Below are 24870 nucleotides of genomic sequence, written 5' to 3' on the forward strand. Positions count from 1 at the left end.
GCATGCCCAGCGCGACGCCTTGCGCCGGCTGCACGGTGGCCTGCTCGACGAACCCGTGCCCGCGCCGCTGATGGGCGTGCTCGAGCGACGCCGTGCCGAGGCCGGTCGCTCGGCCCCCTGGCTGCGCTGGGGCGGCATGGCCGCGGGCCTGCTGGTCGCCTTCGCGGCCGGCTGGCTCGGCAATGCCCAGTGGTCGGGCGCGCCGCGCGCGGCCGGTGCCTCCTTGGCACGCGCACCGGCCGTGCGCGAGTTCGTGCGCGACGCCTCGGTGGCCCACGTCGTCTACACCCCCGAGAAACGGCACCCCGTCGAAGTGGCCGCCGCCGAGGAGCAGCACCTGGTGCAGTGGCTGTCCAAGCGCCTCGACCACCCGCTCAAGGTGCCCGACCTGTCCTCGCTCGGCTACACGCTGGTCGGCGGACGCCTGCTGCCCGGCGAAACCGGCGCGCGCGCGCAGTTCATGTTCGAGGACGCGGCGGGCGAACGCATCACGCTGTACATCGGCACGCTCGACGCGCAGGCCGCGGACGCCGCTGCCGCGCGCGAAACCGCCTTCCGTTTTGCTTCGGACGGCGCCGTGCCGAGCTTCTACTGGATCGACCGGGGTTTCGGCTATGCCGTGGCCGGTCGCCTGCCGCGCGATGCGCTACTGAGACTCGCGACCCTGGCCTACCGCGAGTTATCGTAGCGACGGCATAAACTGCCGGTTCGCGCATTCACCTGGCTTGTTTTCGCGATTGATTTTTCAACTGAAGGAGAAACTGCATGAAATTGCTCAGCGCCTCGATCCTCGCAGCGGCTCTGCTCGCCGGCTGCGGCGGCATGTCCACCAAGACCGCTGGAGCGCCCGACACGCCCACCCGCACCGCCGACGGCGTGCTGGTCGGCCCGAACGGCATGACGCTCTACACCTTCGCTCGCGACACCGCCAATGCCGGTACCTCCGCCTGCAACGGCCAATGCGCCACCAACTGGCCGCCGCTCGCGGTGGCCGACGCCGCCAAGCCCATGGGCGGCTATACCATCATCGTGCGTGAAGACGGCAAGAAGCAGTGGGCCTACAAGGGCTGGCCGCTGTACTACTGGGCCAAGGACACCAAGGCCGGCGACAAGACCGGTGACGGCGTGGCCAACGGTGCCTGGAAGGTCGCCCGTCCCTGATGCGGCTGATGTGATGGCGTCGGTCTGAACCGGCGCTTTCAGCGAGCCAAGCCTCGGCATCTGCCGGGGCTTTTTTCATGGTGCACGGCAGAATGGCCCGATGACTTTTGCCGACACCCACCCGGATGCCTTCCACGCGCTCGTGTCCCACGGCCTCATCACCGACGCGCAGCACGATGCCGCGCTCGCGCACCCCGAGGCCCCCGCCCTGCCACCGATTCCCGGCCCCGCGCATGCGCTGGCCTGGATGCGTCTCAAGAATCTGATCGCCGAGGAAGAACTGGATGCGGCTGTGGAACGCCTCGAAGCCGCCTCGCCGGCCGTCGCGGCGTTCACCGAAGCGGAAGACATCGCCTATGACGCAGACGACCTGCTGGACCTCGGCACGACCGGCATCACGCACGAGGCCGTGATCGCGCTGTTCAACGAAGGACTGATCGACACCGAAACCCGCGACCTGGCGCTGCGTGCTGCGCCCCTGACCGGCGCGCCCGCCGCCCTGGGCCCCACGCTGGGCTGGCTGGTGACCGACGGCCTGCTCGACACGGCGCCGTTCAAAGCGCTGCGCGCCCGTGTTGCCGCCGAGCCGGCCTTTGCGACGGCAGCCGACCATCGGCGCATCCTCGACGAAGCCCAGGCGATCGTCGCCGCCGACGAGCAGGAGACCGCCGACATGCTCAAGGAGTTCGCGCGCAGCCAGCAAGCCAGCTGGCGCAACTTCGGAATGATCGTGGTGGCCGTCGTGATCGTGATCGGCTGGTACCTCTTCGGCCGCTGAGCGCGGCGAAAGGTCAGTGCGCGCCGGGCAGCGCGCTGTCCGCCAGCGTGGTGCGGCGCCCGCGCAGCGCGAGCAGCTCGTTGAACACCAGCGCGCCGATCACGAGCACGCCGCCCGTCAGCACGCTGGCCGCGGGCGTCTCGCCGGCGCCGAGCCAGGCCAGCGCGATGCCGAAGATCACCTCAAGCAGCGCCAGCAACGCCACCTCGGGCGCCTTGAGCACCTGCGCGCACAGCACCGAGAGCACGCAGGGAATCGCCAGCTGAAACACACCCAGGAAGGCCAGCAGGCCCAGATCATGGGGGCCGGCGTGGAACGGCCAAGCCAGCGGCAAGGTGACGAGTGCGGAGAGGGTCGCGCCGATCAGCACCGCGGGCACCAGATCGACATCCTGCCCCTTGGCGTGCGCATGCTGGACCACGGTCCATTGCGTCGCGCCGGCCAGCGGCACGCACAGCGCCACCAGCGTGCCGACGAGCAACCCGCCACCACCGCCCAGCAGCTGCGTGCCATACATCCAGCCGATGCCCAGCCCGGCGACCACGATGGCCGACCAGGTGCGCGCGGGCAGCCTGTGCCCGATGAAGAGGCGCGCGGCCAGTGCGGTGAACAGCGGCCCGAGCGACATCGTGACCAGCACGCTCGCGGTGGAGGTGAGGGTCAGCGCCACCATGAAGGCCGTGAACATCACGGCCCAGCAGACGCCCGAGATCCACAGCGAACGCCCGCCGCGGCGCAGCAGCGAGAACACCGCCCGCCCCCGCCAAAGCGGCAAGATCACCAGCAGCGCCAGCATCGTGAAGAGGCTGCGCCAGAAGGTGATCTCGAAACTGTGCGCCTGCGCCAAGTGCCGCGTGACAACGCCCGCCGTGCCCCACATGAGGGTCACGGCGACCATCAGCCCGACGGCTGCGCCATGCGTGAGGCGCATGAAACGACGGCGCCGGCGATCAGGCGGCCGTTTCGCGGCCGGCGCGCTTGCGCTCGTTTTCCTTCAGGAAACGCTTGCGCAGACGCACGCTCTTGGGCGTGATTTCGACCAGCTCGTCGTCCTCGATGAACTCGACGCCGTATTCCAGCGTGAGGTCGATCGGGGGCGTGATCTTGATCGCGTCTTCCTTGCCGCTCACGCGGAAGTTGGTCAGCTGCTTGGTGCGCGTGGCGTTCACGACGAGGTCGTTGTCGCGGCTGTGGATACCGACGATCATGCCTTCGTACACCGGATCGTTCGCCTTCACGAACATGCGGCCGCGGTCGTCCAGCTTGCCCAGCGCGTAGGTGAAGATTTCACCGTCGTCCATCGAGATCAGCACGCCGTTCTTGCGGCCGCCGATGTCGCCCTTGTGCGGCTCATAGCTGTCGAAGATGTTGCTGATGAGGCCCGAGCCGCGCGTCAGGTTCAGGAATTCGTTCGTGAAGCCGATCAGGCCACGCGCCGGAATGCGGTACTCCAGGCGCACGCGGCCACGGCCGTCCGGTTCCATGTTGACGAGCTCGCCCTTGCGCTCGCCCAGTGCCTGCATCACGCCGCCCTGATGGCCTTCTTCGATGTCGGCCGTGACCATTTCGATGGGCTCGTGCTTCTCGCCGTTCACGGTGCGGAACACCACGCGCGGCTTGGACACGGCCATTTCATAGCCTTCGCGGCGCATGTTTTCCAACAGGATGGTCAGGTGCAGTTCGCCGCGGCCCATGACTTCGAAGATGCCTTCTTCGTCGGTCTCGTTCACGCGCAGCGCCACGTTGTGCTGCAGTTCCTTCTGCAGGCGGTCCCAGATCTGGCGGCTGGTCACGAACTTGCCTTCGCGGCCGGCCAGCGGGCTGGTGTTCACACAGAAGTTCATGGTCAGGGTCGGTTCGTCGACCTTGAGCATGGGCAGCGGCGCGGGGTTGTCCTTGTCGGTCACGGTGACGCCGATGCCGATGTCGGCGATGCCGTTGATCAGCACGATCTCGCCGGGGCCGGCTTCGGTCGATTGCACGCGGTCCAGGCCCTGGAAGGTCAGCACCTGGTTGACGCGGCCCTTGATGCTCTTGCCGTCCGGGCCTTCCATGACCAGCACGTCGGACATGGGCTTGAGCGTGCCCTGGCTGATGCGGCCCACGCCGATGCGGCCGACGAAGGTCGAGAAGTCGAGCGCGGAGATCTGCAGCTGCAGCGGCGCGTTCGGGTCACCCTTTTGCGACGGCACGTGCTTCAGGATGGTGTTGAACAGGGCCGACATGTCGGGGCCCCACTGCTCGCCAGGAGCGCCTTCTTCGAGCGACGACCAGCCGTTGATGCCCGAGGCGTACACCACGGGGAAGTCGAGCTGTTCGTCGGTCGCGCCGAGCTTGTCGAACAGGTCGAAGGCGGCATTGACCACCTTGTCGGGGTTCGCACCGGGCTTGTCGACCTTGTTCACGACCAGGATCGGCTTCAGGCCCAGGGCCAGCGCCTTCTTGGTCACGAAGCGCGTCTGGGGCATCGGGCCTTCCTGCGCGTCGATCAGCAGCACCACGCCGTCGACCATCGACAGTGCGCGTTCCACTTCACCGCCGAAGTCCGCGTGGCCCGGGGTGTCGACGATGTTGATGTGCGTGCCTTCCCAGGTCACGGCGCAGTTCTTGGCCAGGATCGTGATGCCACGTTCCTTTTCGATCGCGTTGTTGTCCATCACCGTGTCGACGACCTTCTCGTGCTCGGCGAAGGTGCCCGACTGGCGCAGCAGCTGGTCGACCATGGTGGTCTTGCCATGGTCCACGTGGGCAATGATGGCGATATTGCGGATTTGCTTGGTACTCATGGTGTCGCTTCGGTCTGTGGTGCGTTCAAAAGAATTTGCTGAATTTCGATGGGGTTCAGCAAGCGCCCCGGGATCAGTTCGCCGGCGCTCACGTGGGCGGTGCCCAGGAACGCCTGCGGGTCGGTGCCGAACACGGCCACCGCCTCGGCATCGGCCCAGCCGCCGCGGCGGCGCAGGCCCGAGAGAAAACGTGCGGCATCTTCGGCCGCGAGCGTGACGCGGCTGTGGCCGTCGACCAGCGCTTCGGGAGGCAACAGACGTGCCAAGCGCTCGTCCTCGGTCATGGCTTCGAGCGCTTCGATGGTGACGCACTGCGCCTGCCCGAAGCCGCCCGTGGCCGTGCGGCGCAGCGAGGTCAGGTGCGCGCCGCAACCCAGTGCCTCGCCGATGTCCTCGCCCAGCGTGCGAATGTAGGTGCCCTTGCTCACGCTCGCAACGATGCGAATGCTGGTGTCGTCCAGCCGGGTCAGCGTGAGTTTGTGAATGACGACGTCGCGCGGCGCGCGCTCGATCTCGATGCCTTCGCGGGCGTACTCGTACAGCGCCTTGCCGTCTTTCTTGAGCGCGCTGTGCATCGGCGGCACCTGGCGGATCGGGCCGGTGAATTGAGCCTGGACGCGGGCCAGGTCTTCTGGCGACACCTGCACCGGGCGTTCGGCGATCACTTCGCCTTCGGCGTCACCCGTGGCGGTCTTGACGCCCAGGCGCGCGACCGCCTCGTAGGTCTTGTCGGCGTCCAGGTGCAGTTGGCTGAATTTGGTGGCGGCGCCGAAACACAGCGGCAGCACGCCTGTGGCGAGCGGATCGAGCGTGCCGGTGTGGCCCGCTTTTTCGGCGCGCAGCAACCACTTGGCCTTTTGCAAGGCCTGGTTGCTGGAAAACCCCAGCGGCTTGTCGAGCAGCAACACCCCATGCACAGGGCGCCGCTGCACCCGTGTGCGTGGCGCGTTCATCGCTAGTCGTCTTTCGAGCGCGAAGCAACGGCCTGTGCGATGAGCGCATTCATGTCGGCCGCACGCTCGGTGGTGCGGTCGAACAGGAAGTGCAGCGTCGGCACGGTGTGGATGTGCAGGCGCTTGAACAGGCCGTTGCGCAGGAAGCCTGCGGCCTGGTTCAGCGCTTCGGTGGTCTCGGCCACGTCGCCTGTGAGCAGGCTGAAGAAGATCTTCGCGTGCGCATAGTCGGGCGTGACCTCGACCGCCTGGATCGTGACCATGCCCACGCGCGGGTCCTTCAACTCGCGCGCGATCAGCTCCGTCAGATCGCGCTGGATCTGGTCGGCGACCTTGAACGCGCGGTTGGGTGCGGCTGCTTTTCTTTTCGGCATGGCCTCTTTCGCGTCGAACGCTTACAGCGTCCGGGCGATTTCCTTGATCTCGAAGAATTCGAGTTGATCGCCTTCCTTGATGTCGTTGTAGTTCTTGAGCTTGATACCGCACTCAAAACCTTCGCGGACTTCGCGGACATCGTCCTTCATGCGCTTGATCGAGTCGACTTCGCCGGTGTAGATCACCACGTTGTCGCGCAGCAGGCGGAAATGCGCGCTGCGGTTGACCGAGCCCGAAGTGACGTACGAGCCGGCCACGGTGCCGATCTTCGAGGCCACGAACACCGTGCGGATCTCGGCCGAGCCGATGATCTCTTCGCGGCGCTCCGGTGCCAGCATGCCCGACATCGCGACCTTGATCTCGTCGACGGCGTCGTAAATGATGCTGTAGTAGTTCAGCTGAACGCCATTGCCTTCGGCCAGCTTGCGCGCACCGGCATCGGCACGCACGTTGAAGCCGATGACCACCGCCTTCGACGCGATCGCGAGGTTGATGTCGCTTTCGCTGATGCCGCCAACGCCGGCGTACACGATCTGCACCTTGACTTCTTCGGTCGCCAGCTTGAGCAGCGACTGGGCCAGTGCTTCCTGCGAGCCCTGCACGTCGGCCTTGATGATGATGCGCAGCGTCTGCACTTCGCCCGCCGACAGGTCCGTGAACATGTTCTGCAGGTTCGCGGCTTGCGCCTTGGCCAGCTTGGTGTTGCGGAACTTGCCGGCACGGTAGGTGGCGATTTCGCGCGCACGGCGCTCGTCGGCCATCACCATGAACTCGTCGCCCGCTTGCGGCACTTCGGTCAGACCCTGGATTTCGACCGGGATCGACGGACCTGCCGACTTGGTGGCCTTGCCGTCTTCGTCCAGCATGGCGCGCACGCGGCCATAGGTCGAGCCGGCCAGCACCACGTCGCCGGTCTTGAGCGTGCCGGACTGAACCAGCACGGTGGCGACCGGGCCGCGGCCCTTGTCGAGCTGGGCTTCGATGACCAGGCCCTTGGCGGCGGCATCCACCGGCGCCTTGAGTTCCAGCACTTCAGCCTGCAGCAGCACCTGCTCGAGCAGGTCGTCGATGCCCTGGCCGGTCTTGGCCGACACCGGCACGAACGGCACGTCGCCGCCGTACTCTTCGGGCACGACCTCTTCGGCCACCAGTTCCTGCTTCACGCGGTCCAGGTTGGCGTCGGGCTTGTCCACCTTGTTGATCGCAACCACGATCGGCACACCCGCCGCCTTCGCGTGCTTGATGGCTTCCTTGGTCTGGGGCATGACGCCGTCGTCGGCCGCCACCACCAGGATCACGATGTCGGTGGCCTGCGCACCGCGGGCACGCATGGCGGTGAACGCCTCGTGACCCGGGGTGTCGAGGAACGACACCATGCCGCGTTCGGTTTCGACGTGGTACGCACCGATGTGCTGCGTGATGCCGCCGGCTTCGCCCGCGGCGACCTTGGCGCGGCGGATGTAGTCCAGCAGCGAGGTCTTGCCGTGGTCGACGTGACCCATGACGGTCACGACCGGTGCGCGCGGCAGGGCTTCTGCCTGTTGCGCCGACACGTCCTCGTCGGTGAAGGCTTCGGGGTCGTCCAGCGCGGCAACCACCGCGTTGTGGCCCATTTCCTCCACGATGATCATCGCGGTGTCCTGGTCGAGGGACTGGTTGATGGTCGCCATCATGCCCAGCTTCATCAATTGCTTGATGACTTCCTGCGCCTTCACGGCCATCTTGTGCGCGAGCTCGGCGACCGTGATGGTCTCGGGCACGTGCACTTCGAGCACGCGCGCCTCGACCGGTGCGGCCGGTGCGTGCTGCTCGTCATGACCGCCACGGTCGTTGCCGCGACGGCCGCGCGGGCCTCCGCGCCAGTTGCCGCGGCTGACACCCCCGCTGGCATCGCCGCGGGTCTTGATTTCCTTCTTCTTGGCAGGATCGCCAGCCCAGCTCGACGAGAGCTTGGCGGACTTGACTTCCTTGCCGGCACCGGCAGCGGCCGGCGCTGCGGCGCCAGGGGCCGCAGGGGCGCCCGGGCGGCCCGGCGGCGTGGCCGGCTTGTGCAGCGTGCCCTTGACCGTCGACTTTTCAGGCTGCGGCTTCTCGGGCGCCTTGTGCGGCACCAGCACGCGGGCCGGTGCGTTCATCATGGCGCGGATGGCTTCGGCTTCGGCCAGGGCCTTGCGGCGACGCTCGTCGAGGTCCTTGGCGCGGGCTGCTTCTTCGTCGGCACGGGCCTTCGATTCGGCGGCGGCCTTGGCCTTGGCGTCTTCCTTGGCCTGCGTAGCGGCGTTCTGGGCGGCCAGCTTGGTGTCGGCAGCCTGCTTCTCGGCAACGGCAGCGGTTTCTGCAGCCGCAGCGGCGGCGGCCACAGCGGCCGGCGCGGCCGGGGCAGCCACCGGCTGCTTCGCGGCTTCCTTGGCCGAGGCGGCGGCGGCTTCAGCGGCCTTCTTCTCGGCGGCGATGCGCGCAGCTTCCTGCTCGGCCTGTTCGGCGCGCTCGGCCTTTTCGGCCTGCTCGCGTTCGCGGGCTTCGGTCTCTTCGCGCTGGCGACGCTTCTCGGCCAGCTCTTCTTCCTGGCGGCGGATCAGCTCGGCCTGGCGGCGTGCGTCTTCCTCGCGACGAGCCAGTTCGGCTTCGTCGATCTGGGGCGCGGCCGGTGCGGCGGACGTTTCGGCCGCCTGCTGCTGCGCGCCTTCGGCCGTGGCCGGGTGGCCTTCATCGCGCTGGATGAAGGTGCGCTTCTTGCGCACTTCGACCTGGATGGTGCGGGCGCGACCGGTGGCGTCGGCCTGCTTGATCTCGCTGGTCGACTTCTTGGTCAGCGTGATCTTCTTGCGCTCGGGCTCGGCCGTGCCGTGGCTGGCCTTCAGGAAGCCGAGCAAGCGCTGCTTGTCGGCCTCCGTGAGTGCATCGGTGGCGGCCGCTTTGGGCACGCCTGCGCTCTTGAGCTGGTCAAGCAAGGTTTCGGGAGTCTTCTTGAGCTCGTTCGCGAACTCGGCGACAGTGGTACTGGACATATTGCTTTCGTGCCTCCATACCGTCACTCTTGGCCGGCGAACCAATGTTCGCGGGCTTTCAAGATGAGGGCTTTGGCGTCATCGGCGCTCAGGCCGGTGATTTCGGTGAGTTCATCGACCGCGAGGTCGGCCAGGTCGTCACGGGTGTTCACACCCGCTTCAGCCAGCTGCGGAATCAGGTCGGGATTGAGGCCTTCGAGGTCGCGCAGGTTCTGCGAGACGGTTTCGACACCTTCTTCCTTGGCGATTTCCATGGTCAGCAGCGCATCCTTTGCACGGGCACGCAGCTCATTGATGGTGTCTTCGTCGAAGGCCTCGATCTCAAGCATCTCGGAGATCGGCACGTAGGCCACCTCTTCGAGGCTGTTGAAACCTTCCGAAATCAGGATGTCGGCGATTTCCTCGTCGACATCGAGCTTTTCCATGAAGAGCTTGCGGCTGGCATCGGTCTCGGTCGCCTGCTTCTGAGCCGACTCGTTCGCGTCCATGATGTTGATCTTCCAACCGGTGAGGTCGGAAGCCAAGCGCACATTCTGGCCGCCGCGGCCGATGGCGATCGCGAGGTTTTCCTCGTCCACCACCACGTCCATGGCGTGTTTTTCTTCGTCGACCACGATCGACGAGACATTCGCCGGCGCCAGGGCGCCGATCACGAACTGGGCCGGGTCTTCGCTCCACAGCACGATGTCCACGCGTTCGCCGGCGAGTTCGTTCGTGACGGCGTTGACGCGGGTGCCGCGCACGCCGACGCAGGTGCCGATCGGGTCGACACGCTTGTCATGCGAGAGCACGGCGATCTTGGCGCGCGAACCGGGGTCGCGGGCGCAGCTCTTGATTTCGAGCAGGCCTTGTTCGATCTCGGGCACTTCCTGGCGGAACAGCTCGATCATGAACTCGGGAGCCGAACGCGACAGGATGATCGGCGCGCCGCGCAGCGTCAGGTCGACCTCCATGATCATGGCCCGCACGCGGTCGCCGTTGCGCAGGTTTTCCTTGGCGATCATCTCGCTGCGGCGCAGGCGGCCTTCGACGCGCCCGGCTTCCACGATGATGTCGCCCTTGTCCAGACGCTTGACGGTACCCACGAAGATCTTGTCGCCGCGCGACATGAAGTCGTTGAGCAGCATCTCGCGCTCGGCGTCGCGGATCTTCTGCAGGATGACCTGCTTGGCAGCCATGGCACCGATGCGCCCGATCGGCACCGAATCGACGGATTCCTCGATGTATTCGTCGACCTCGATGTCGGGCATCTCCTCACGAGCCTCGAAGAGCAGGATCTCCTGGTCGGGCAGTTGCAGGCCGGCTTCGTCGGGAACGACGTGCCAGCGGCGGAAAGTTTCGTAGTCGCCGCTGTCGCGATCGACCGCCACGCGGATATCCACGTCACCCTGATGGAGCTTCTTGGTGGCTTGCGCCAGTGCGGATTCGACCGCGCCGAAGACCACGTCGCGCTCGACGTTCTTCTCGCGCGAGATCGCATCCACCAACATCAACATTTCGCGATTCATGCCACCACTCCTCTTGTTCAGTCCGGAACGTTCATTCCGTCGTCAATATCCGAAAAACCCGGTTGGGTTTTGGCCTTGCGGCCCTTGAAATCCACAATCGGCGCGAGCCGCGCATCGCGCAACTCGTCCAATACGAAGCCCAGCGCATGCAACGGTGCAGGCGCGCGCTTCTTGCTCACTTTTTGACCCGGCTTGGTCTCGGGCGCATCGCTCCAGACGATCTGCCAACCCGAACCGCCTTCAGCACGCTCCAGCGTGCCGCGAAACTTCTTGCGATTGGCCGACACCTGGCCCGCCGCGGCAGCACCCATGGGCGCCTTGAGGGTGATGTCGATCACCGCGCCCACGAATCGCTCGAAATCCTGCTCATTGCGCAAGGGGCGATCGATACCGGGCGAGGAAACCTCGAGCCGCTTGTAATCGACCGCATCGACTTCCAGCGCGAATTGCAGCTGGCGCGTGACCTTCTCGCAGTCTTCCACCGTCACGAAGGGTTCGGGCACGCCGGCCGCCACATCCTCAGAGGTGGGGGGCGTCCAGGGCAAATCAATCGTCACGCGCAGCAAGCCACCGGCCGAGCGTTCGACCTCGACCAGGTCGTAGCCGAGACCGGCCACGGTTTGTTCTACTGTTTGCTGCAATGCCACGTGTTTGAAAGCGCCTTCTGAATCAATGCCCAAGCCGCAGCACCCGCCCACCACGGATGCCACGACGCCAAATAATTGCTGCTTGAGAATGCATAGACCAAAAAAAACGGGCGGTTGGTACCCGCCCGTTTGGTCGTGAGCCTCGAATTATATGCTATTCGCGTGCATAAATGAAGGACATCGATATTCAGGCGGCCACAGGGCGCCGGTATTTCGACCAGACCACGGCAAACAGCACCGCGCCCAGGGCCAATGCGGCCGCCGCCACCAGCAAAGGCAGCTCGAAAGAACCGGTGCGCTGGGCCAATGGCGCCGCAAACAGCGGCCCGATGATCTGCCCCACCCCGTAGGACGCCGTGGCATAGCCGATCAACCCGGCCGCGGCATTCCCGCGCAGCCGTCGAGCTTCCCGCATGGCGAAAAGCGTGATGGCGGTGAAAGGCATGCCGAGCAGCAGGCTGCCGAGTGCAAAACCCGCAATGGTCGGCCAGGCCACTGAAAAAACAACGCCGAGCGCCTGCAATGCATAAGCGGCGGCCAGCAGCAGCCGATTGTCCCAATGCACCGGGGCGCGGGCGCCGATCAATGCGCCCGGAATGATGGCTGCGCCGAACAGCGGCCAGAAGAAATCCGGCCACGGCGATCCCGGCAGCGCCTGCCGGGCGATCACGGGCAGGAAGGTGGCGGTAATGATGTAACCAAAGCCTGCCAGCCCATAGAGCACGACCAGCCAGATCGCATCGCTGCGCGCTGACGCCGATCCCGAAGCACCGCCCGCAGCAACAGCCGGACTCGCCGCCGCCCCGCCAGCCACCGCCCCCACCCGCTCGCCGTCATCGAACACCCGCCAGATCACCGCGATCAGCACCACGGCCAGCAACCCGAGGCCGATCCAGCCCGCTTCCGAACCCCAGCGGCCGAGCGCACCGCCCAGCAACCCGGTCATGGCGATCCCGATGCCCGGCCCGGTGTAGATCACGCCGGCCAGCGTGGGCGCGTTCGTCTCGGCCAGCCGGCGCAGCCCCCAGCCCGAGGCGAACACGAAGACCCAGGCGCTCATCACCCCGGCCGCCGCGCGCAGCACGCCCCAGCCGATGAAGCTGTGCAGCAGCCCCATGCCGACCAGCAAGGCCGCCGTGGCCAGCAACCCGCCGCGCACCATGCTCGACGCCTTGATGCCGATGGCCGCGCAGCTGACCGCGCCGAAGAAATAGCCCAGGTAATTAAGAGACGCCAGCAAACCGCCGCCGGCCAGCTCGAGCTTTCCCTCGCTCAGCATGATGGGCAGCATGGGCGTGAAGGCGAAGCGCCCCAGGCCCATGGCCACCGCCAGCGTGACCATGCAGGCCAGCGCCGCGCGCCAGGAACCGCGCCGGTCGTGTCCGATATTCGACATTTCCACCCGTCTCCGTTTTTTATTCCAGTAGCGCCGCTGCCACCAGCTTCTGTGTGTAGGGATGCTCGGGGGCGTCGAGGACGCGCAGGGCCGGCCCGGATTCGAGGATCGCACCGTCCTTCATCACGATGACCTGGTGCGCCATGGCGCGGATCACCTCGACGTCGTGGGTGATCAGGAGGTAGCTCAGCCCCCGCTCGCGCTGCAGCCGCTGCAGCAGGCCGAGCACCTGCTTCTGGATGGTCACGTCGAGCGCGCTGGTGGGCTCGTCGAGCACCAGCAGCCGCGGATCGACGATCAGCGCCCGGGCGATCGCCAGCCGCTGGCGTTGCCCACCCGAGAACTCGTGCGGATAGCGGTCGAGCAGCGCGGGAAACTGCGCCTCGCTCAACCCCACGTCGGCCAGCGCCGTGAGCGCGCGCGCCCGGCGGGCCGCGGCGTCGAGCTCGGGCGCATGCACGCGCAGCCCCTCGCCCACGATCTGCTCGACCGTCATGCGCGGCGAGAGCGACGAGAACGGGTCCTGGAACACCACCTGCATCGTGCGGCGCAGCGCGAGGTCGGAGGCGCGGTCCACCGCCCAGCCCTTCCCCGTCACCTGCAGCTCGCCCCGGTGCTTGAGCAGGCCGAGCGCGGCCAGCGCCAGCGTCGACTTGCCCGAGCCCGATTCGCCGACCACGCCCAGCGTTTCGCCCGGCGCAATCCGGAAATCGGCGCCCTGCACCGCGACGAACTCGCCTTTGCGGAACCAGCCCGCAAAACCAGGGCGCGACACCGGATAGCTCACGCGCAGCGCCCGGGCCTCGAGCACCGGCGGCGCCGCGCCATCGGCGGCCGCCTCGGCCACGTCGCGCGCCGGATGGCTGTCGATCAGCTTGCGGGTGTAGGCATGCTGCGGCGCCTCGAACACCGTGCCCACCGGACCGTGCTCGACGATGTGGCCGCGCTCCATCACCGCCACGCGGTCGGCGAAACGGCGCACCAGATTCAGGTCGTGGGTGATGAGCAGCACGGCCATGCCGTATTTGCGCTGCAGGTCGGCCAGCAGCTCGAGGATCTGTGCGCGCACCGTGACGTCGAGCGCCGTGGTCGGCTCATCGGCCAGCAGCAGGCGCGGCTTGCAGGCCAGGGCCATCGCGATCATGGCGCGCTGGCGCTGCCCGCCCGACAGCTGATGCGGATACGACCTCGCCCGCCGCGCCGGCTCGGGAATTCCGGTGTCGGCCAGCAGCTGGACGGAAGCCTCTTGCGCGGCACGGGCCGACAGCCCTTCGTGCAGCTCGAGCACCTCGGAGATCTGGTCGCCCACGGTGTACAGCGCATTGAGCGCGGTCATCGGCTCCTGGAAGATCATCGCGATCTCCTTGCCGCGGATGCCGCGCAGCTCGCGCTCCGGAATCGACAGCAGGTCGCGCGCACCGCGCTGCGCCTGCGACCCCGACAGATTCGCCACCCCGGCGAGGTCGGCGTTCTGCACCAGCCGCAGCAGCGACAGCGCCGTGACCGTCTTGCCCGAGCCCGACTCGCCGACCAGCGCCAGCTTTTCGCCGGCCGCGATCTGCAGGTCGATGCCATGCACCACCGGCTTGCCGCCGAAGGCGACGCGCAGCCCCTTCACGTCGAGCAAGGGCTGGTTCTTCGTCGTGTCGCACGTCGTCGTCATTTGTCGGCCTTCCGGGGGTCGAGCGCATCGCGCAGCGCGTCGCCCATGAAGGTCAGCAGCATCAGCGTGACGACCAGCACGCAGAAGGTGGACAGCGAAATCCACCACGCATCGATGTTGCCCTTGCCCTGGCTCAGCAGTTCGCCGAGCGAGGGCGTGCCGGGGGGAACGCCCAGGCCGAGGAAGTCGAGCGAGGTCAGCGCCAGGATGGCCGCGCTCATGCGGAACGGCAAAAAGGTGACGACCGGCACCATGCTGTTGGGCAGGATGTGGCGCCACATGATCTGCAGGTTGCCCACGCCGAGCGCGCGCGCGGCGCGCACGTAGTCCATCTGGCGGTTGCGCAGGAACTCGGCGCGCACGTAGTCCGACAGTCCCATCCAGCCGAACAGGCTCAGCAGGATCAAGAGCAGCGACACGCTCGGCGTGAAGATCGCGCTGAAGATGATCAGCAGGTACAGCTCGGGCATCGCGCTCCAGATCTCGATCAGGCGCTGGAAGGTCAGGTCGATCTTGCCGCCGAAGAAGCCCTGCACGGCGCCGGTCGCGATGCCCAGCACCACCCCGACCACCGTGAGCGCCAGCGCGAACAGCACGCTCACGCGAAAGCCGTAGATCAGCTGCGCCAGCAGGTCGCGCCCGCGTTCGTCGGTGCCCAGCAGGTTCGCGTGCGAGGGCGCGGCGGGGTTCGGCGGCTTCGAGAAATAGTTGAGCGTGGCCGGGCCGTAGCGGTTGGGCGCATACAGCGCCCAGTTGTCGCCCTGCGTGATGCGCTGCTCGATGAAGGGGTCGAGGTAGTCGGCCGGCGTTTCGAAGTCGCCGCCGAAGGTCTTCTCGGAATAGTCGCGCAGCACGGGGAAGTAGGTCTGGCCTTCGTAGCGCACCACCAGCGGCTTGTCGGTGGAGAGCACGTCGGCGAACAGGCTCAGCACCACCAGCGCCGAGAAGACGACCAAGCTCCAGAACCCCAGCGGGTTGCGGCGGAAACGGCGCCAGGCACGGCGCCCGGGGCTCACGGACACGGCGGCGGCTTCAGTCAAACTTCACCCTCGGATCGACCCAGACGTAGCAAAGATCGGAGATGAGCTTGGTCACCAGCCCGATCAGCGTGAACAGATAGAGCGTGCCCAGGAACACCGGGTAGTCGCGCCGCAGCACGCTCTCGTAGCTCAGCAGGCCCATGCCGTCGAGCGAGAACAGCGTCTCGATCAGCAGCGCACCCGAGAAGAAGGCGCCGATGAAGGCGGTCGGAAAGCCCGTGATGATCGGGATCAGCGCATTGCGGAACACGTGCTTCCACAGAACCTGCCGCTCGGCCAGCCCCTTGGCGCGCGCTGTCAGCACGTACTGCTTGCGGATTTCCTCGAGGAAGGAGTTCTTGGTGAGCATCGCGGTGATCGCGAAGCTGCCCAGCACCATGGCCGTCACCGGCAAGGTGATGTGCCACAGGTAGTCGACGATGCGGGCGCCCCAGCTCAGCGACTCCCAGTTCGGCGAGGTCAGCCCGCGCAGCGGAAACCACTGCAGCTGGCCGCCGAAGATCACCAGCAGCGCCACGCCCAGCACGAAGCCCGGGATGGCGTAGCCGACGAGCACCAGCAGCGTCGTGAAGAAGTCGAAGCGCGAGCCTGCGCGCACCGCCTTGGCCACCCCCAGCGGCACCGCGATGAGGTAGCTGATGAAGAAGGTCCACAGCCCCAGGCTGATCGACACCGGCAGCTTCTCCTTGATGAGCTGCCACACGTCCTTGCTCTGGAAGAAGCTCTTGCCCAGGTCGAAGCGGGCGAACTGCTTGAGCATCTGCCAGAAGCGCTCGGGGGCCGGCTTGTCGAAACCGTAGAGCGCCTTGATCTCGGCCACCTGCTTGGCGTCGAGCGTGCGGCCGGTGGGACCGCCCGAGATGCGGTTCTCCTTGTTGGTGAGTTGCGAGAGCAGCTGCTCGGCCGGACCGCCGGGCACGAACTGCACGATGGCGAAGTTGAGCAGCAGCACGCCGAACAGCGTGGGAACGATCAGCAGGAGGCGTCGGATCAGGTAGGCGGCCATGCGTGTTCTTGTTCTCTTACTTGGCGCTCGGCTCGATCCACCACATCGTCAGCATCGCCGACCCCGCCAGCAGGCGCTGCGGCAAGGGCGCGTCCGGGCGACGCAGCTTTCGCTTGTGGGCAATGAAATACTGCTTGCCGTAGTACATCGGGGTCATGTAGTGCTGGTGGAGCAAGTAGCGGTCCAGCAACCGGGCAGCTGCGGCAAGCGAGGCGCGGTCGTGGCTGTTGACGATCACCTCGACGATCTCGTCGACCACCGGGTCGCTGATGCCGCTCAGGTTCTGGCTGCCCTTCTCGCTCGCCGATTTCGAGCCGAAGTCGTCGTACAGCTCATTGCCCGGACTCGACGAGCCACCGACGAGGCTGATGGCCATGTCGAAATCGAAGTCGTCCAGCTTCTTCTTCAGCAGGCTCGGGTCGCGCAGGCGGTAGTCCAGCCGGATGCCCAGCTTGCCGAGGTTGCGCGCATACGGCGCGAGCACCACGCCCGAGCTGCGGTCGGCGATGTCGATGGTGATCACGAACGGCGTGCCGGCCTTGTCGCGCAGCGCGCCGTCGCGGTAGCTCCAGCCGGCCTCCTTGAGCAGCTCCTGCGCCTTCACGAGGTTGCGCCGCAGGCCTTCGGCGGTGTCGCCGCTGCTGTCGGGGCGCGGCAGCTCGCCCTTGGTGTTGTCTAGGTAGCGTTGCCGGGTCTTGAGCTTGTCGATCAGCGCCTGCTCCTCGGGGCTGACCTCGGGCTGGGCCATGAGGTCGTCGCTATTCTGGAAATAGCTCTGGGTGCGCCCGCGGCGGCCGTAGAACAGGTGGGCGTTGAGCCAGTCGAAGTCGAAGGCCAGCGCCAGCGCCCTGCGCACGCGCATGTCGGCGAAGCGCGGCTGCCGCAGGTTGGGCGCCAGGCCCTGCATGCCGGTGAAGCGGCGGTGCGCGATCTCTTCCTTGACCAGCTCGCCGGAGTCGAAGCGGCGGCCCTTGTAGCGGCGCACCCACGCGATGATCGAGCGCTCTTCCATCGCGTCGAGCGCGCCGGCCTTGAGCGACTCTTCCTCGCCGAGCGAGTCCTTGAAGTACTGGTACGACACCGTGTCGTAGTTGAACATCCCCTTGCGCACCGGCAGGTTGGCGGCCCAGTAGTCCGGGCGCCGGCGATAGGAGATGAACTTGCCGAAATCGACCCTGTCCACCACGTACGGCCCGCTCGCGATCGGCGCCTCGGTCACGATCTGGTCGAAGGGCTTGCCCTTGCCCCAGGCGCTGGAGAACACCGGCAGCCCGCCGATGATCATGTGCAGCTCGGCGTTCTGGCGCACGAAGTCGAAGCGGATGGTGCGCTCGCCCGTCACCACGGCCTCCTTGATGTCGGCCCAGTACGAGCGGAAGGTCGGCCCGGCCAGCTTGCTGCGCAGGGTGTCGAAGGAGTACTTCACGTCCTTCGCCAGCACCGGCGAGCCATCGGAAAAGCGCGCCTTGGGGTTCAGCCGGAAGGTGACGCTCAAGCGGTCGGGCGCCAGCTGGATGTCTTCGGCCAGCAGGCCGTACTGCGAGAAGGGCTCGTCCTCGCTCGGCGTGGTCAGCGAATCGAAGAGCAGGCCGTACTCGGAGAACACGAAGCCGTTGGCGCTGTAGCCCATGCCCACCGGGGGCACGCCGCGCAAGGTGAAGGGGTTGAGCTTGTCGAAGCTGCCGGCGGCCGACAGGGTCAGGTCGCCGCCCTTGGGCGCGTTGGGGTTCACGTAGTCGAAATGCGTGAACGACGCCGGGTACTTGGGCTCGTAACCCATGCCCAGCCCGTGCGCCGCCCACGAGGGCAGCGCCAGGAGCGCCAACATCCAGAGCAGCCAACCTCGCATGCGAGAATTCTGCCCAAGATTTTCACGAGGCAACTTCATGGGCTTTCTTTCCGGCAAGAAACTGTTGATCACCGGTGTGTTGAGCAATCGCTCCATTGCATATGGCATTGCCAAGGCCTGTCACGACCAGGGCGCGGAACTCGCCTTCAGTTATGTCGGCGAGCGATTCAAGGACCGTATCACCGAATATGCCGCAGACTTCGGCTCGAAACTGATTTTCGACTGCGACGTGGGCGACGACGCGCAGATCGACAAGCTCTTTGCCGACCTCGCCCAGACCTGGCCCACCTTCGACGGCTTCGTGCACAGCATCGGCTTCGCCACGCGCGAGTCGATCGCCGGCGACTTCCTGGAAGGCCTCTCGCGCGAAGGCTTCAAGATCGCGCACGACATCAGTGCGTACAGCTTCCCGGCCATGGCCAAGGCGGCCCTGCCCTACCTCAACGACAAGTCGGCCCTGCTCACGCTGACCTACCTGGGCGCCGAGCGCGCGCTGCCCAACTACAACACCATGGGCCTGGCCAAGGCCTCGCTCGAGGCGTCGGTGCGCTACACCGCCGCCTCGCTCGGCCCGAAGGGCATGCGCGTGAACGGCATCAGCGCCGGCCCCATCAAGACGCTCGCCGCCAGCGGCATCAAGAGCTTCAGCAAGATCCTCACGGCCGTGGCCGACGCCTCGCCGATCCGCCGCAACGTGACCATCGAGGAAGTCGGCAACGTGGCCGCCTTCCTGCTGAGCGACCTGGCCAGCGGCGTGACCGCCGAGATCACCTACGTGGACGGCGGCTTCAGCAACGTGGTCGGAGGCATGGCGGAGTAATTACCCCTCTCGGCTCCCAGCGCCTGCCATCGTGTTGAACCGACGCTCCCTCCTCCTGCTTGCGGGACTGGGCGCAGCCCTCTCGGGTCGCGCCGCGTTCGCGCGCGCGGCCGCCCCCGCCCTGATGCTGGCCGAGGTGTACCGCCCCGGCATGTCGCTCGCGGGCTACTGGGTCAGCGAGAAGTTCGACGGCGTGCGCGGTTACTGGGACGGCCAGAAGCTCTGGACCCGCGGCGGCGAGCCCGTCATGGCGCCGGCCTGGTTCACGGCCTCGCTGCCCAAGCAGCCGCTGGACGGTGAACTGTGGGCGGGACGTGGCCGCTTCAACCACACGATGTCCACCGTGCGCAGCCAGACGCCCAGCGACACCGCCTGGCACGAGATCCGTTTCATGGTGTTCGACCTGCCCGCCCAGGGCGGCGACTTCAACACCCGCCTCGCGGCGCTGCGCAAGCTGCTGCCGATCACCGACGCGCCCTGGGTGGTAGCCGTGCCGCAGCAGCCCGCCACCACGCACGAGGACCTGCAGGCGCTGCTCGACAAGACCGTGAAGATGGGCGGCGAAGGCCTGATGCTGCACCGGGGCGCATCGATGTACCGCGGCGAGCGCAACAACGACCTGCTCAAGGTCAAGCCCTTCGAAGACGCCGAGGCCCGCGTGGTCGCGCACCTGCCCGGCAAGGGCAAGCACCACGGCCGGCTCGGCGCGCTGATGGTCGAGATGCCCGACGGCCAGCGCTTCCGGCTCGGCACCGGCCTGACCGACGCCGAGCGCGACCAGCCGCCGCCGATCGGCAGCCTGGTCACCTACCGCTACAACGGCACGCACCCGAGCGGGTTGCCCAAATTTGCCCGCTTCATGCGCGTGCGCGAAGGCTAGCCCCGCCTTCGCAGACCGTGCCCCTCACCGGGGCACGTCCCTTTCTCAACTTGCCTGACGCACGCAGTCCGCGTAGTACCGCTTCTTGCCCGTCTCGTCGATACGCGCCACGAGGCCGTGGATGTCGGTCTCGAAACCCGGGCACTGCAGGTTGAACTCGCGCGAAAACTTCAGGTAGTCGACGATCTTCTTGTTGAACACTTCGCCCGGAATCAGGAGCGGAATGCCCGGCGGGTACGGCGTGATCAGGCTGGTGGTGATGCGGCCTTCGAGCTCGTCGATCTCCACGCGCTCGGTCTTGCGGTGCGCGATGTGGGCGAAGGCGTCGCTGGGCTTCATGGCCGGCGTCAGGTCGCTCAGGTACATCTCGGTCGTGAGGCGAGCCACGTCGTAGCGCGCGTACAGCTGGTGGATGTGCTGGCACAGGTCGCGCAGGCCCAGGCGCTCGTAGCCCGGGTGCTGCTGGCAGAACTCGGGCAGGATGCGCCACATCGGCTGGTTGCGCGCGTAGTCGTCCTTGAACTGCTGCAGCGCCGTGAGCAGCGTGTTCCAGCGGCCCTTGGTGATGCCGATGGTGAACATGATGAAGAAGCTATAGAGACCCGTCTTCTCCACGATCACGCCGTGCTCGGCCAGGAACTTGGTCACCACGCTGGCGGGAATGCCGGTCTCGGCAAAGTTGCCTTCCAGGTCCAGGCCCGGCGTGACGATGGTCGACTTGATCGGGTCGAGCATGTTGAAGCCGTCGGCCAGTTCGCCGAAGCCGTGCCAGTTGCGCGGCGACTTCTTGCTCTTGGGCTTGCCGTTCTTCTCGCCGTGCATGATCCAGTCTTCGGCGCGGCCGATGCCTTCGTCGACGAGCTTCTCGGGGCCCCAGACCTTGAACCACCACTCGTCCTTGCCGAACTCTTCCTCGACCTTGCGCATGGCGCGACGGAAATCGAGCGCTTCCAGGATGCTCTCTTCCACCAGCGCGGTGCCGCCGGGCGGCTCCATCATGGCGGCGGCCACGTCGCAGCTCGCGATGATCGCGTACTGCGGGCTGGTCGACGAGTGCATCAGGTAGGCCTCGTTGAAGAGGTCGCGGTCCAGCGCACGGTTCTGCGAGTCCTGCACCAGCACGTGGCTGGCCTGGCTGATGCCGGCCAGCAGCTTGTGCGTCGACTGCGTGGCGAACACCAGGGACTCCTTCGGACGCACGCGGCGCTTGCCCATCGCGTGGTAGGCGCCGTAGAACGGGTGGAAGGCGGCGTGCGGCAGCCAGGCTTCGTCGAAGTGCAGCGTGTCGACGTAGCCGTCGAGCATGTTCTTGATCGTCTCGGTGTTGTAGATCACGCCATCGTAGGTCGACTGCGTGAGTGTCATCACGCGCGGCTTGACCTTGTTCGGATCGACGTCGGCCAGCAGCGGGTTGGCCTTGATCTTGGCCTTGATGGCGCTCTGCTCGAACTCGCTCTTCGGAATGGGGCCGATGATGCCGAAGTGGTTGCGCGTGGGCTTCATGAACACGGGAATCGCGCCGGTCATGATGATCGCGTGCAGGATCGACTTGTGGCAGTTGCGGTCCACCACCACCACGTCGTCGGGCGCCACCGTGTGGTGCCACACCATCTTGTTGCTGGTGCTGGTGCCGTTGGTCACGAAGAAGCAGTGGTCGGCATTGAAGATGCGCGCCGCATTGCGCTCGCTGGCCGCCACCGGGCCGGTGTGGTCGAGCAGCTGGCCCAGTTCTTCCACCGCGTTGCAGACGTCGGCGCGCAGCATGTTCTCGCCGAAGAACTGGTGGAACATCTGGCCCACCGGGCTCTTCAGGAACGCCACGCCACCCGAGTGGCCCGGGCAGTGCCACGAGTACGAGCCATCTTCGGCGTAGTCGATCAGCGCCTTGAAGAACGGCGGCTGCACGCCTTCCAGGTAGCTCTTGGCCTCGCGGATGATGTGGCGCGCCACGAATTCGGGGGTGTCCTCGAACATGTGGATGAAGCCGTGCAGCTCGCGCAGGATGTCGTTCGGGATGTGGCGCGAGGTCTTGGTCTCGCCGTAGATGTAGATCGGCACGTCGGCGTTCTTGCGACGCACCTCGCCGATGAAGCTGCGCAGGCTCAGCACGGCCGGGTCGAGGTCGGGGCCGACCGAGAACTCTTCGTCGTCGATCGACAGGATGAAGGCGCTGGCGCGGCTTTGCTGCTGCGCGAACTGGCTCAGGTCGCCGTAGCTCGTGACGCCCAGCACCTCGAAGCCCTCGCTTTCGAAGGCCTGCGCGAGCGCGCGGATGCCGAGGCCCGAAGTGTTTTCGGAGCGGAAGTCCTCGTCGATGATGACGATGGGAAAGCGAAATTTCATGAGCGGGGCTCCGGACAGGCAGTCAGACAGGCAATGAGCGAGGCGCGAAGTGTACGGAATTCGGATGACGGATTGCGTCGGGCGCCTGCAAGCCCCGCGGGGTGCGCCGGCCGGGACGGCCCCGGCGGGCGCCATATCCCTACGCGACACAGGCGCATGGCGCGCCATGCCGCAGAATGGCGAAGGTCCAAGTAACAAAAGAAGAGAGGAGTTGCCATGGGAAATCCCACCTTCTGGTGGTTGATCGCAGGCGCGGCCATCGTGGCCGAGCTGTTGTCCGGCACGGTGTACCTGCTGCTGCTGGCCGCCGGCTTCGCCGCCGCAGCCATCGCCGCGCACCTGGGCTTCGGACTCGTCACGCAGCTGCTGGTGGCCGCCGTGGTCGGCGTGGGCGCGGTCGTGACCTGGTACCTGATCCGCCGCAACCGCCCTGCCGAACCCTCCAGCGAGGCCAACCGCGACCTCAACCTGGACATCGGCGAGAGCGTGTACGTCGATGCCTGGAACCTCGACGGCACCGCCACCGTGCGCTACCGCGGCTCGCAATGGACCGTCGTGCTACGCGCGGGCCATGCGCCCTCCACCGGCGAGCATCGCGTGGTCGAGGTGGTCGGCAGCCGCCTCGTGGTCGACAAGATCTAGCAGATCTCAAAGTTCAATCGGTCAGTCAGAAAAACGCATTCGAAAAGGAAGCACACCATGGAATTTTCAGTTCCTCTCATCATCCTGGTCATCGCGATCATCTTCATCAGCCAGTCGGTCAAGTTCGTGCCGCAGCAGAACGCATGGGTGCGCGAGCGCCTGGGCAAGTACCACGGCACCATGACGCCCGGCCCGAACTTCCTGATCCCGTTCATCGACCGCGTGGCCTACAAGCACAGCCTGAAGGAAATCCCGCTCGACGTGCCCAGCCAGATCTGCATCACGCGCGACAACACGCAGCTGCAGGTCGACGGCATCCTGTACTTCCAGGTGACCGACCCGATGCGCGCCAGCTACGGCTCGTCGAACTACATCGTGGCCGTGACCCAGCTCGCACAGACCTCGCTGCGCAGCGTGATCGGCAAGCTCGAGCTCGACAAGACCTTCGAAGAGCGCGACGTCATCAACGCCCAGGTGGTGGCCGCGATCGACGAGGCCGCGCTCAACTGGGGCGTGAAGGTGCTGCGCTACGAAATCAAGGACCTGACGCCGCCCAAGGAAATTCTCTTGGCCATGCAGGCGCAGATCACCGCCGAACGCGGCAAGCGCGCGCTCATCGCCGCCTCGGAAGGCCGTCGCCAGGAACAGATCAACATCGCCACCGGCGAACGCGAAGCCTTCATTGCCCGCTCGGAAGGCGAGAAGCAGGCGCAGATCAACAACGCGCAAGGTGAAGCCGCTGCCATCACGGCCGTGGCCACCGCCACCGCAGACGCCATCGAGCGCGTGGCCGCCGCCATCCGCCAGCCGGGCGGCGAGCAGGCCGTGCAGCTGAAGGTGGCCGAGCGCGCCGTCGATGCCTACGGCAAGGTGGCCGCCGACTCGAAGACCACGCTCATCGTGCCGAGCAACATGACCGAGACGGCGGCGCTGATCTCGTCGGCCATGCGCATGATCCAAACCGGGAAAAGCGCCGGCCCGAACTGAAACGGCTGAAAACCCGCGCTACAATCGTGGGCTCAGGAGCGGTGGATGAGCGGTTTAAGTCGCACGCCTGGAAAGCGTGTGAGGGTTAATAGCCCTCCGCGGGTTCGAATCCCGCCTGCTCCGCCAAAACGATGCCCCAGTAGCTGCCAAGCTGCTGGGGCTTTTTGTTTGTTGGGCACCCGCAATGGGTTTGCCTGTGCCTTGCGGACATCGGGCATGCCGTTGCCCGACCTCCTCCGGTTCAGCTGAACACGCTTTCGAGATCGACCTCTTCCGCGCTGTCGTCCAGCTTCAGGCTCTGCTCGATGTGGTCGAGGTGATGCAGCATCAGCTTCTCGGCCCGTGCAGCGTCGCCGCGGTTCACGGCGGCGACGATTTCCTCGTGCTCGTCTGCGCGGCAGCTGGTGGCCGTCGGCGCGTCGTACAGCGAGATGATCAGGCAGGTCAGCACCGACAGCTCGCGCATCGAACGCGCCAGCGCCGAATTGCCGGCCAGCTCGGCCAGCAGCACATGGAACTCGCCCGACAGCCGCACGATCGCGCGCTTGTCGTCGCGGCGCCGTGCGTCGGCCTCGAGCTCGATGTGGCGTTGCAGGCGCTCCCGCTTGGCGTCGTCGAGCGTGCGGATGAGGCGGCGCAGCACGCCGGGCTCGATGAGGCGGCGCGCCTCGAACACGTCCTGGGCCTGCTCGATGGTGGGCTTGGCGACGAAGGCGCCGCGCTGCGGCACCAGCTCGACGATCTGCTCGTGCGCCAGCCGGGCCAGCACCTCGCGCACCTTGGCGCGGCTGGTCGCGAAGATCGTGGCCAGCCGGTCTTCGCCCAGCTTCGTGCCCGGCGCGAGACGGTGTTCCAGGATGGCGGCCGAGATCTTCTCGGCGATCTCGTCGACGCTGTGTTCGCGGGCGTTGGTGGCACCGGTCGTGCCGGTGGCGCCAGTCGCGCCGTTCGCGCTGGTCTTGCGGGCTGGGGCTTTGGTGGGCATCGGCGCCGATTCTATCGACGCCCCCTCGAGGCTGCAGAGCGTC

At 66.5% G+C, this 24870-nt stretch carries 21 protein-coding genes and 1 tRNA gene; 8 read left to right on the forward strand and 14 right to left on the reverse strand.

Annotation, left to right across the window (positions count from 1 at the left end):
* The 3 genes from VBO01S_RS23110 to VBO01S_RS23120 form a co-directional block, all read left to right on the forward strand.
* Nucleotides 1–688: anti-sigma factor family protein (locus tag VBO01S_RS23110; RefSeq protein WP_062479810.1), on the forward strand; the 688-nt coding region annotated here is incomplete at its 5' end.
* A 77-nt stretch (nt 689–765) separates the two neighbouring features.
* Nucleotides 766–1161: a COG4315 family predicted lipoprotein gene (locus VBO01S_RS23115; RefSeq protein ID WP_062479812.1), complete on the forward strand. Its 396-nt coding sequence runs from the start codon at nt 766–768 to the stop codon at nt 1159–1161.
* Between the two features lie 100 nt (nt 1162–1261).
* A complete protein-coding gene (locus VBO01S_RS23120) occupies nt 1262–1939 on the forward strand; it encodes a hypothetical protein (protein ID WP_062479814.1) in 678 nt (225 codons plus the stop codon).
* A gap of 13 nt (nt 1940–1952) precedes the next feature.
* Here the strand turns inward: VBO01S_RS23120 and VBO01S_RS23125 are convergent, their stop codons facing one another.
* From VBO01S_RS23125 to VBO01S_RS23180, 12 genes are all read right to left on the reverse strand, one after another.
* Nucleotides 1953–2870 (reverse strand): DMT family transporter, encoded by a 918-nt coding sequence (locus tag VBO01S_RS23125; protein ID WP_062479815.1) that lies wholly within the window; start codon nt 2868–2870, stop codon nt 1953–1955.
* Between the two features lie 19 nt (nt 2871–2889).
* Nucleotides 2890–4725, reverse strand: coding sequence for a translational GTPase TypA (gene typA / locus VBO01S_RS23130; protein WP_062479817.1), 1836 nt, complete (start codon nt 4723–4725; stop codon nt 2890–2892).
* Complete coding sequence (gene truB, locus VBO01S_RS23135; protein WP_062479818.1) at nt 4722–5678, reverse strand: tRNA pseudouridine(55) synthase TruB; 957 nt, start codon at nt 5676–5678, stop codon at nt 4722–4724. The genes typA and truB overlap by 4 nt, the downstream gene beginning before the upstream one ends.
* A 2-nt stretch (nt 5679–5680) precedes the next feature.
* Nucleotides 5681–6052 carry a 30S ribosome-binding factor RbfA gene (gene rbfA / locus VBO01S_RS23140; RefSeq protein ID WP_062479819.1) on the reverse strand — a complete coding sequence of 124 codons (372 nt, stop codon included), beginning with the start codon at nt 6050–6052 and terminating at the stop codon, nt 5681–5683.
* A gap of 21 nt (nt 6053–6073) precedes the next feature.
* On the reverse strand, nt 6074–9061 hold the full coding sequence (gene infB / locus VBO01S_RS23145) for a translation initiation factor IF-2 (RefSeq protein ID WP_062479820.1): 2988 nt from the start codon (nt 9059–9061) through the stop codon (nt 6074–6076).
* Nucleotides 9062–9084: 23 nt separating this feature from the next.
* The gene (nusA, locus tag VBO01S_RS23150) at nt 9085–10569 is read right to left on the reverse strand and encodes a transcription termination factor NusA (protein WP_062479821.1); all 1485 of its coding nucleotides are present in this window, start codon (nt 10567–10569) and stop codon (nt 9085–9087) included.
* Between the two features lie 17 nt (nt 10570–10586).
* The gene (gene rimP / locus VBO01S_RS23155; protein ID WP_062479822.1) at nt 10587–11216 is read right to left on the reverse strand and encodes a ribosome maturation factor RimP; all 630 of its coding nucleotides are present in this window, start codon (nt 11214–11216) and stop codon (nt 10587–10589) included.
* A 187-nt stretch (nt 11217–11403) separates the two neighbouring features.
* Nucleotides 11404–12612, reverse strand: coding sequence for a YbfB/YjiJ family MFS transporter (locus VBO01S_RS23160; RefSeq protein ID WP_062479823.1), 1209 nt, complete (start codon nt 12610–12612; stop codon nt 11404–11406).
* A gap of 19 nt (nt 12613–12631) precedes the next feature.
* On the reverse strand, nt 12632–14275 hold the full coding sequence (locus VBO01S_RS23165; RefSeq protein ID WP_062479824.1) for an ABC transporter ATP-binding protein: 1644 nt from the start codon (nt 14273–14275) through the stop codon (nt 12632–12634).
* The gene (locus tag VBO01S_RS23170) at nt 14272–15315 is read right to left on the reverse strand and encodes an ABC transporter permease (RefSeq protein WP_062479825.1); all 1044 of its coding nucleotides are present in this window, start codon (nt 15313–15315) and stop codon (nt 14272–14274) included. The genes VBO01S_RS23165 and VBO01S_RS23170 overlap by 4 nt, the downstream gene beginning before the upstream one ends.
* Nucleotides 15308–16321, reverse strand: coding sequence for a microcin C ABC transporter permease YejB (locus tag VBO01S_RS23175; protein ID WP_062479827.1), 1014 nt, complete (start codon nt 16319–16321; stop codon nt 15308–15310). The genes VBO01S_RS23170 and VBO01S_RS23175 overlap by 8 nt, the downstream gene beginning before the upstream one ends.
* Before the next feature lie 16 nt (nt 16322–16337).
* Entirely contained in the window at nt 16338–18170 is a 1833-nt protein-coding gene (locus VBO01S_RS23180) for an extracellular solute-binding protein (RefSeq protein ID WP_062479829.1), read from the reverse strand.
* Nucleotides 18171–18207: 37 nt separating this feature from the next.
* Between VBO01S_RS23180 and fabI the strand changes: the two genes are divergently transcribed.
* Nucleotides 18208–18990 (forward strand): enoyl-ACP reductase FabI, encoded by a 783-nt coding sequence (gene fabI, locus VBO01S_RS23185; protein WP_062479830.1) that lies wholly within the window; start codon nt 18208–18210, stop codon nt 18988–18990.
* 31 nt (nt 18991–19021) lie between these two features.
* Complete coding sequence (locus tag VBO01S_RS23190) at nt 19022–19870, forward strand: DNA ligase (RefSeq protein ID WP_062479832.1); 849 nt, start codon at nt 19022–19024, stop codon at nt 19868–19870.
* A 45-nt stretch (nt 19871–19915) separates the two neighbouring features.
* Here the strand turns inward: VBO01S_RS23190 and VBO01S_RS23195 are convergent, their stop codons facing one another.
* Complete coding sequence (locus VBO01S_RS23195; protein WP_062479834.1) at nt 19916–22213, reverse strand: arginine/lysine/ornithine decarboxylase; 2298 nt, start codon at nt 22211–22213, stop codon at nt 19916–19918.
* Between the two features lie 216 nt (nt 22214–22429).
* On the opposite strand from VBO01S_RS23195, the gene VBO01S_RS23200 reads away from it, so the two are divergent.
* The 3 genes from VBO01S_RS23200 (at nt 22430) to VBO01S_RS23210 (ending at nt 23968) form a co-directional block, all read left to right on the forward strand.
* Nucleotides 22430–22855: an NfeD family protein gene (locus VBO01S_RS23200; RefSeq protein ID WP_062479836.1), complete on the forward strand. Its 426-nt coding sequence runs from the start codon at nt 22430–22432 to the stop codon at nt 22853–22855.
* 57 nt (nt 22856–22912) lie between these two features.
* Entirely contained in the window at nt 22913–23842 is a 930-nt protein-coding gene (locus VBO01S_RS23205; RefSeq protein WP_056580537.1) for an SPFH domain-containing protein, read from the forward strand.
* Nucleotides 23843–23877: 35 nt separating this feature from the next.
* Nucleotides 23878–23968 (forward strand) — tRNA-Ser (locus VBO01S_RS23210).
* 115 nt (nt 23969–24083) lie between these two features.
* Here the strand turns inward: VBO01S_RS23210 and VBO01S_RS23215 are convergent.
* Nucleotides 24084–24827: a GntR family transcriptional regulator gene (locus tag VBO01S_RS23215; RefSeq protein ID WP_062479838.1), complete on the reverse strand. Its 744-nt coding sequence runs from the start codon at nt 24825–24827 to the stop codon at nt 24084–24086.
* Nucleotides 24828–24870: the final 43 nt, after the last annotated feature.

Origin of the sequence: Variovorax boronicumulans NBRC 103145, assembly GCF_001591345.1 — a bacterium.
Classification (GTDB): domain Bacteria; phylum Pseudomonadota; class Gammaproteobacteria; order Burkholderiales; family Burkholderiaceae_C; genus Variovorax; species Variovorax boronicumulans.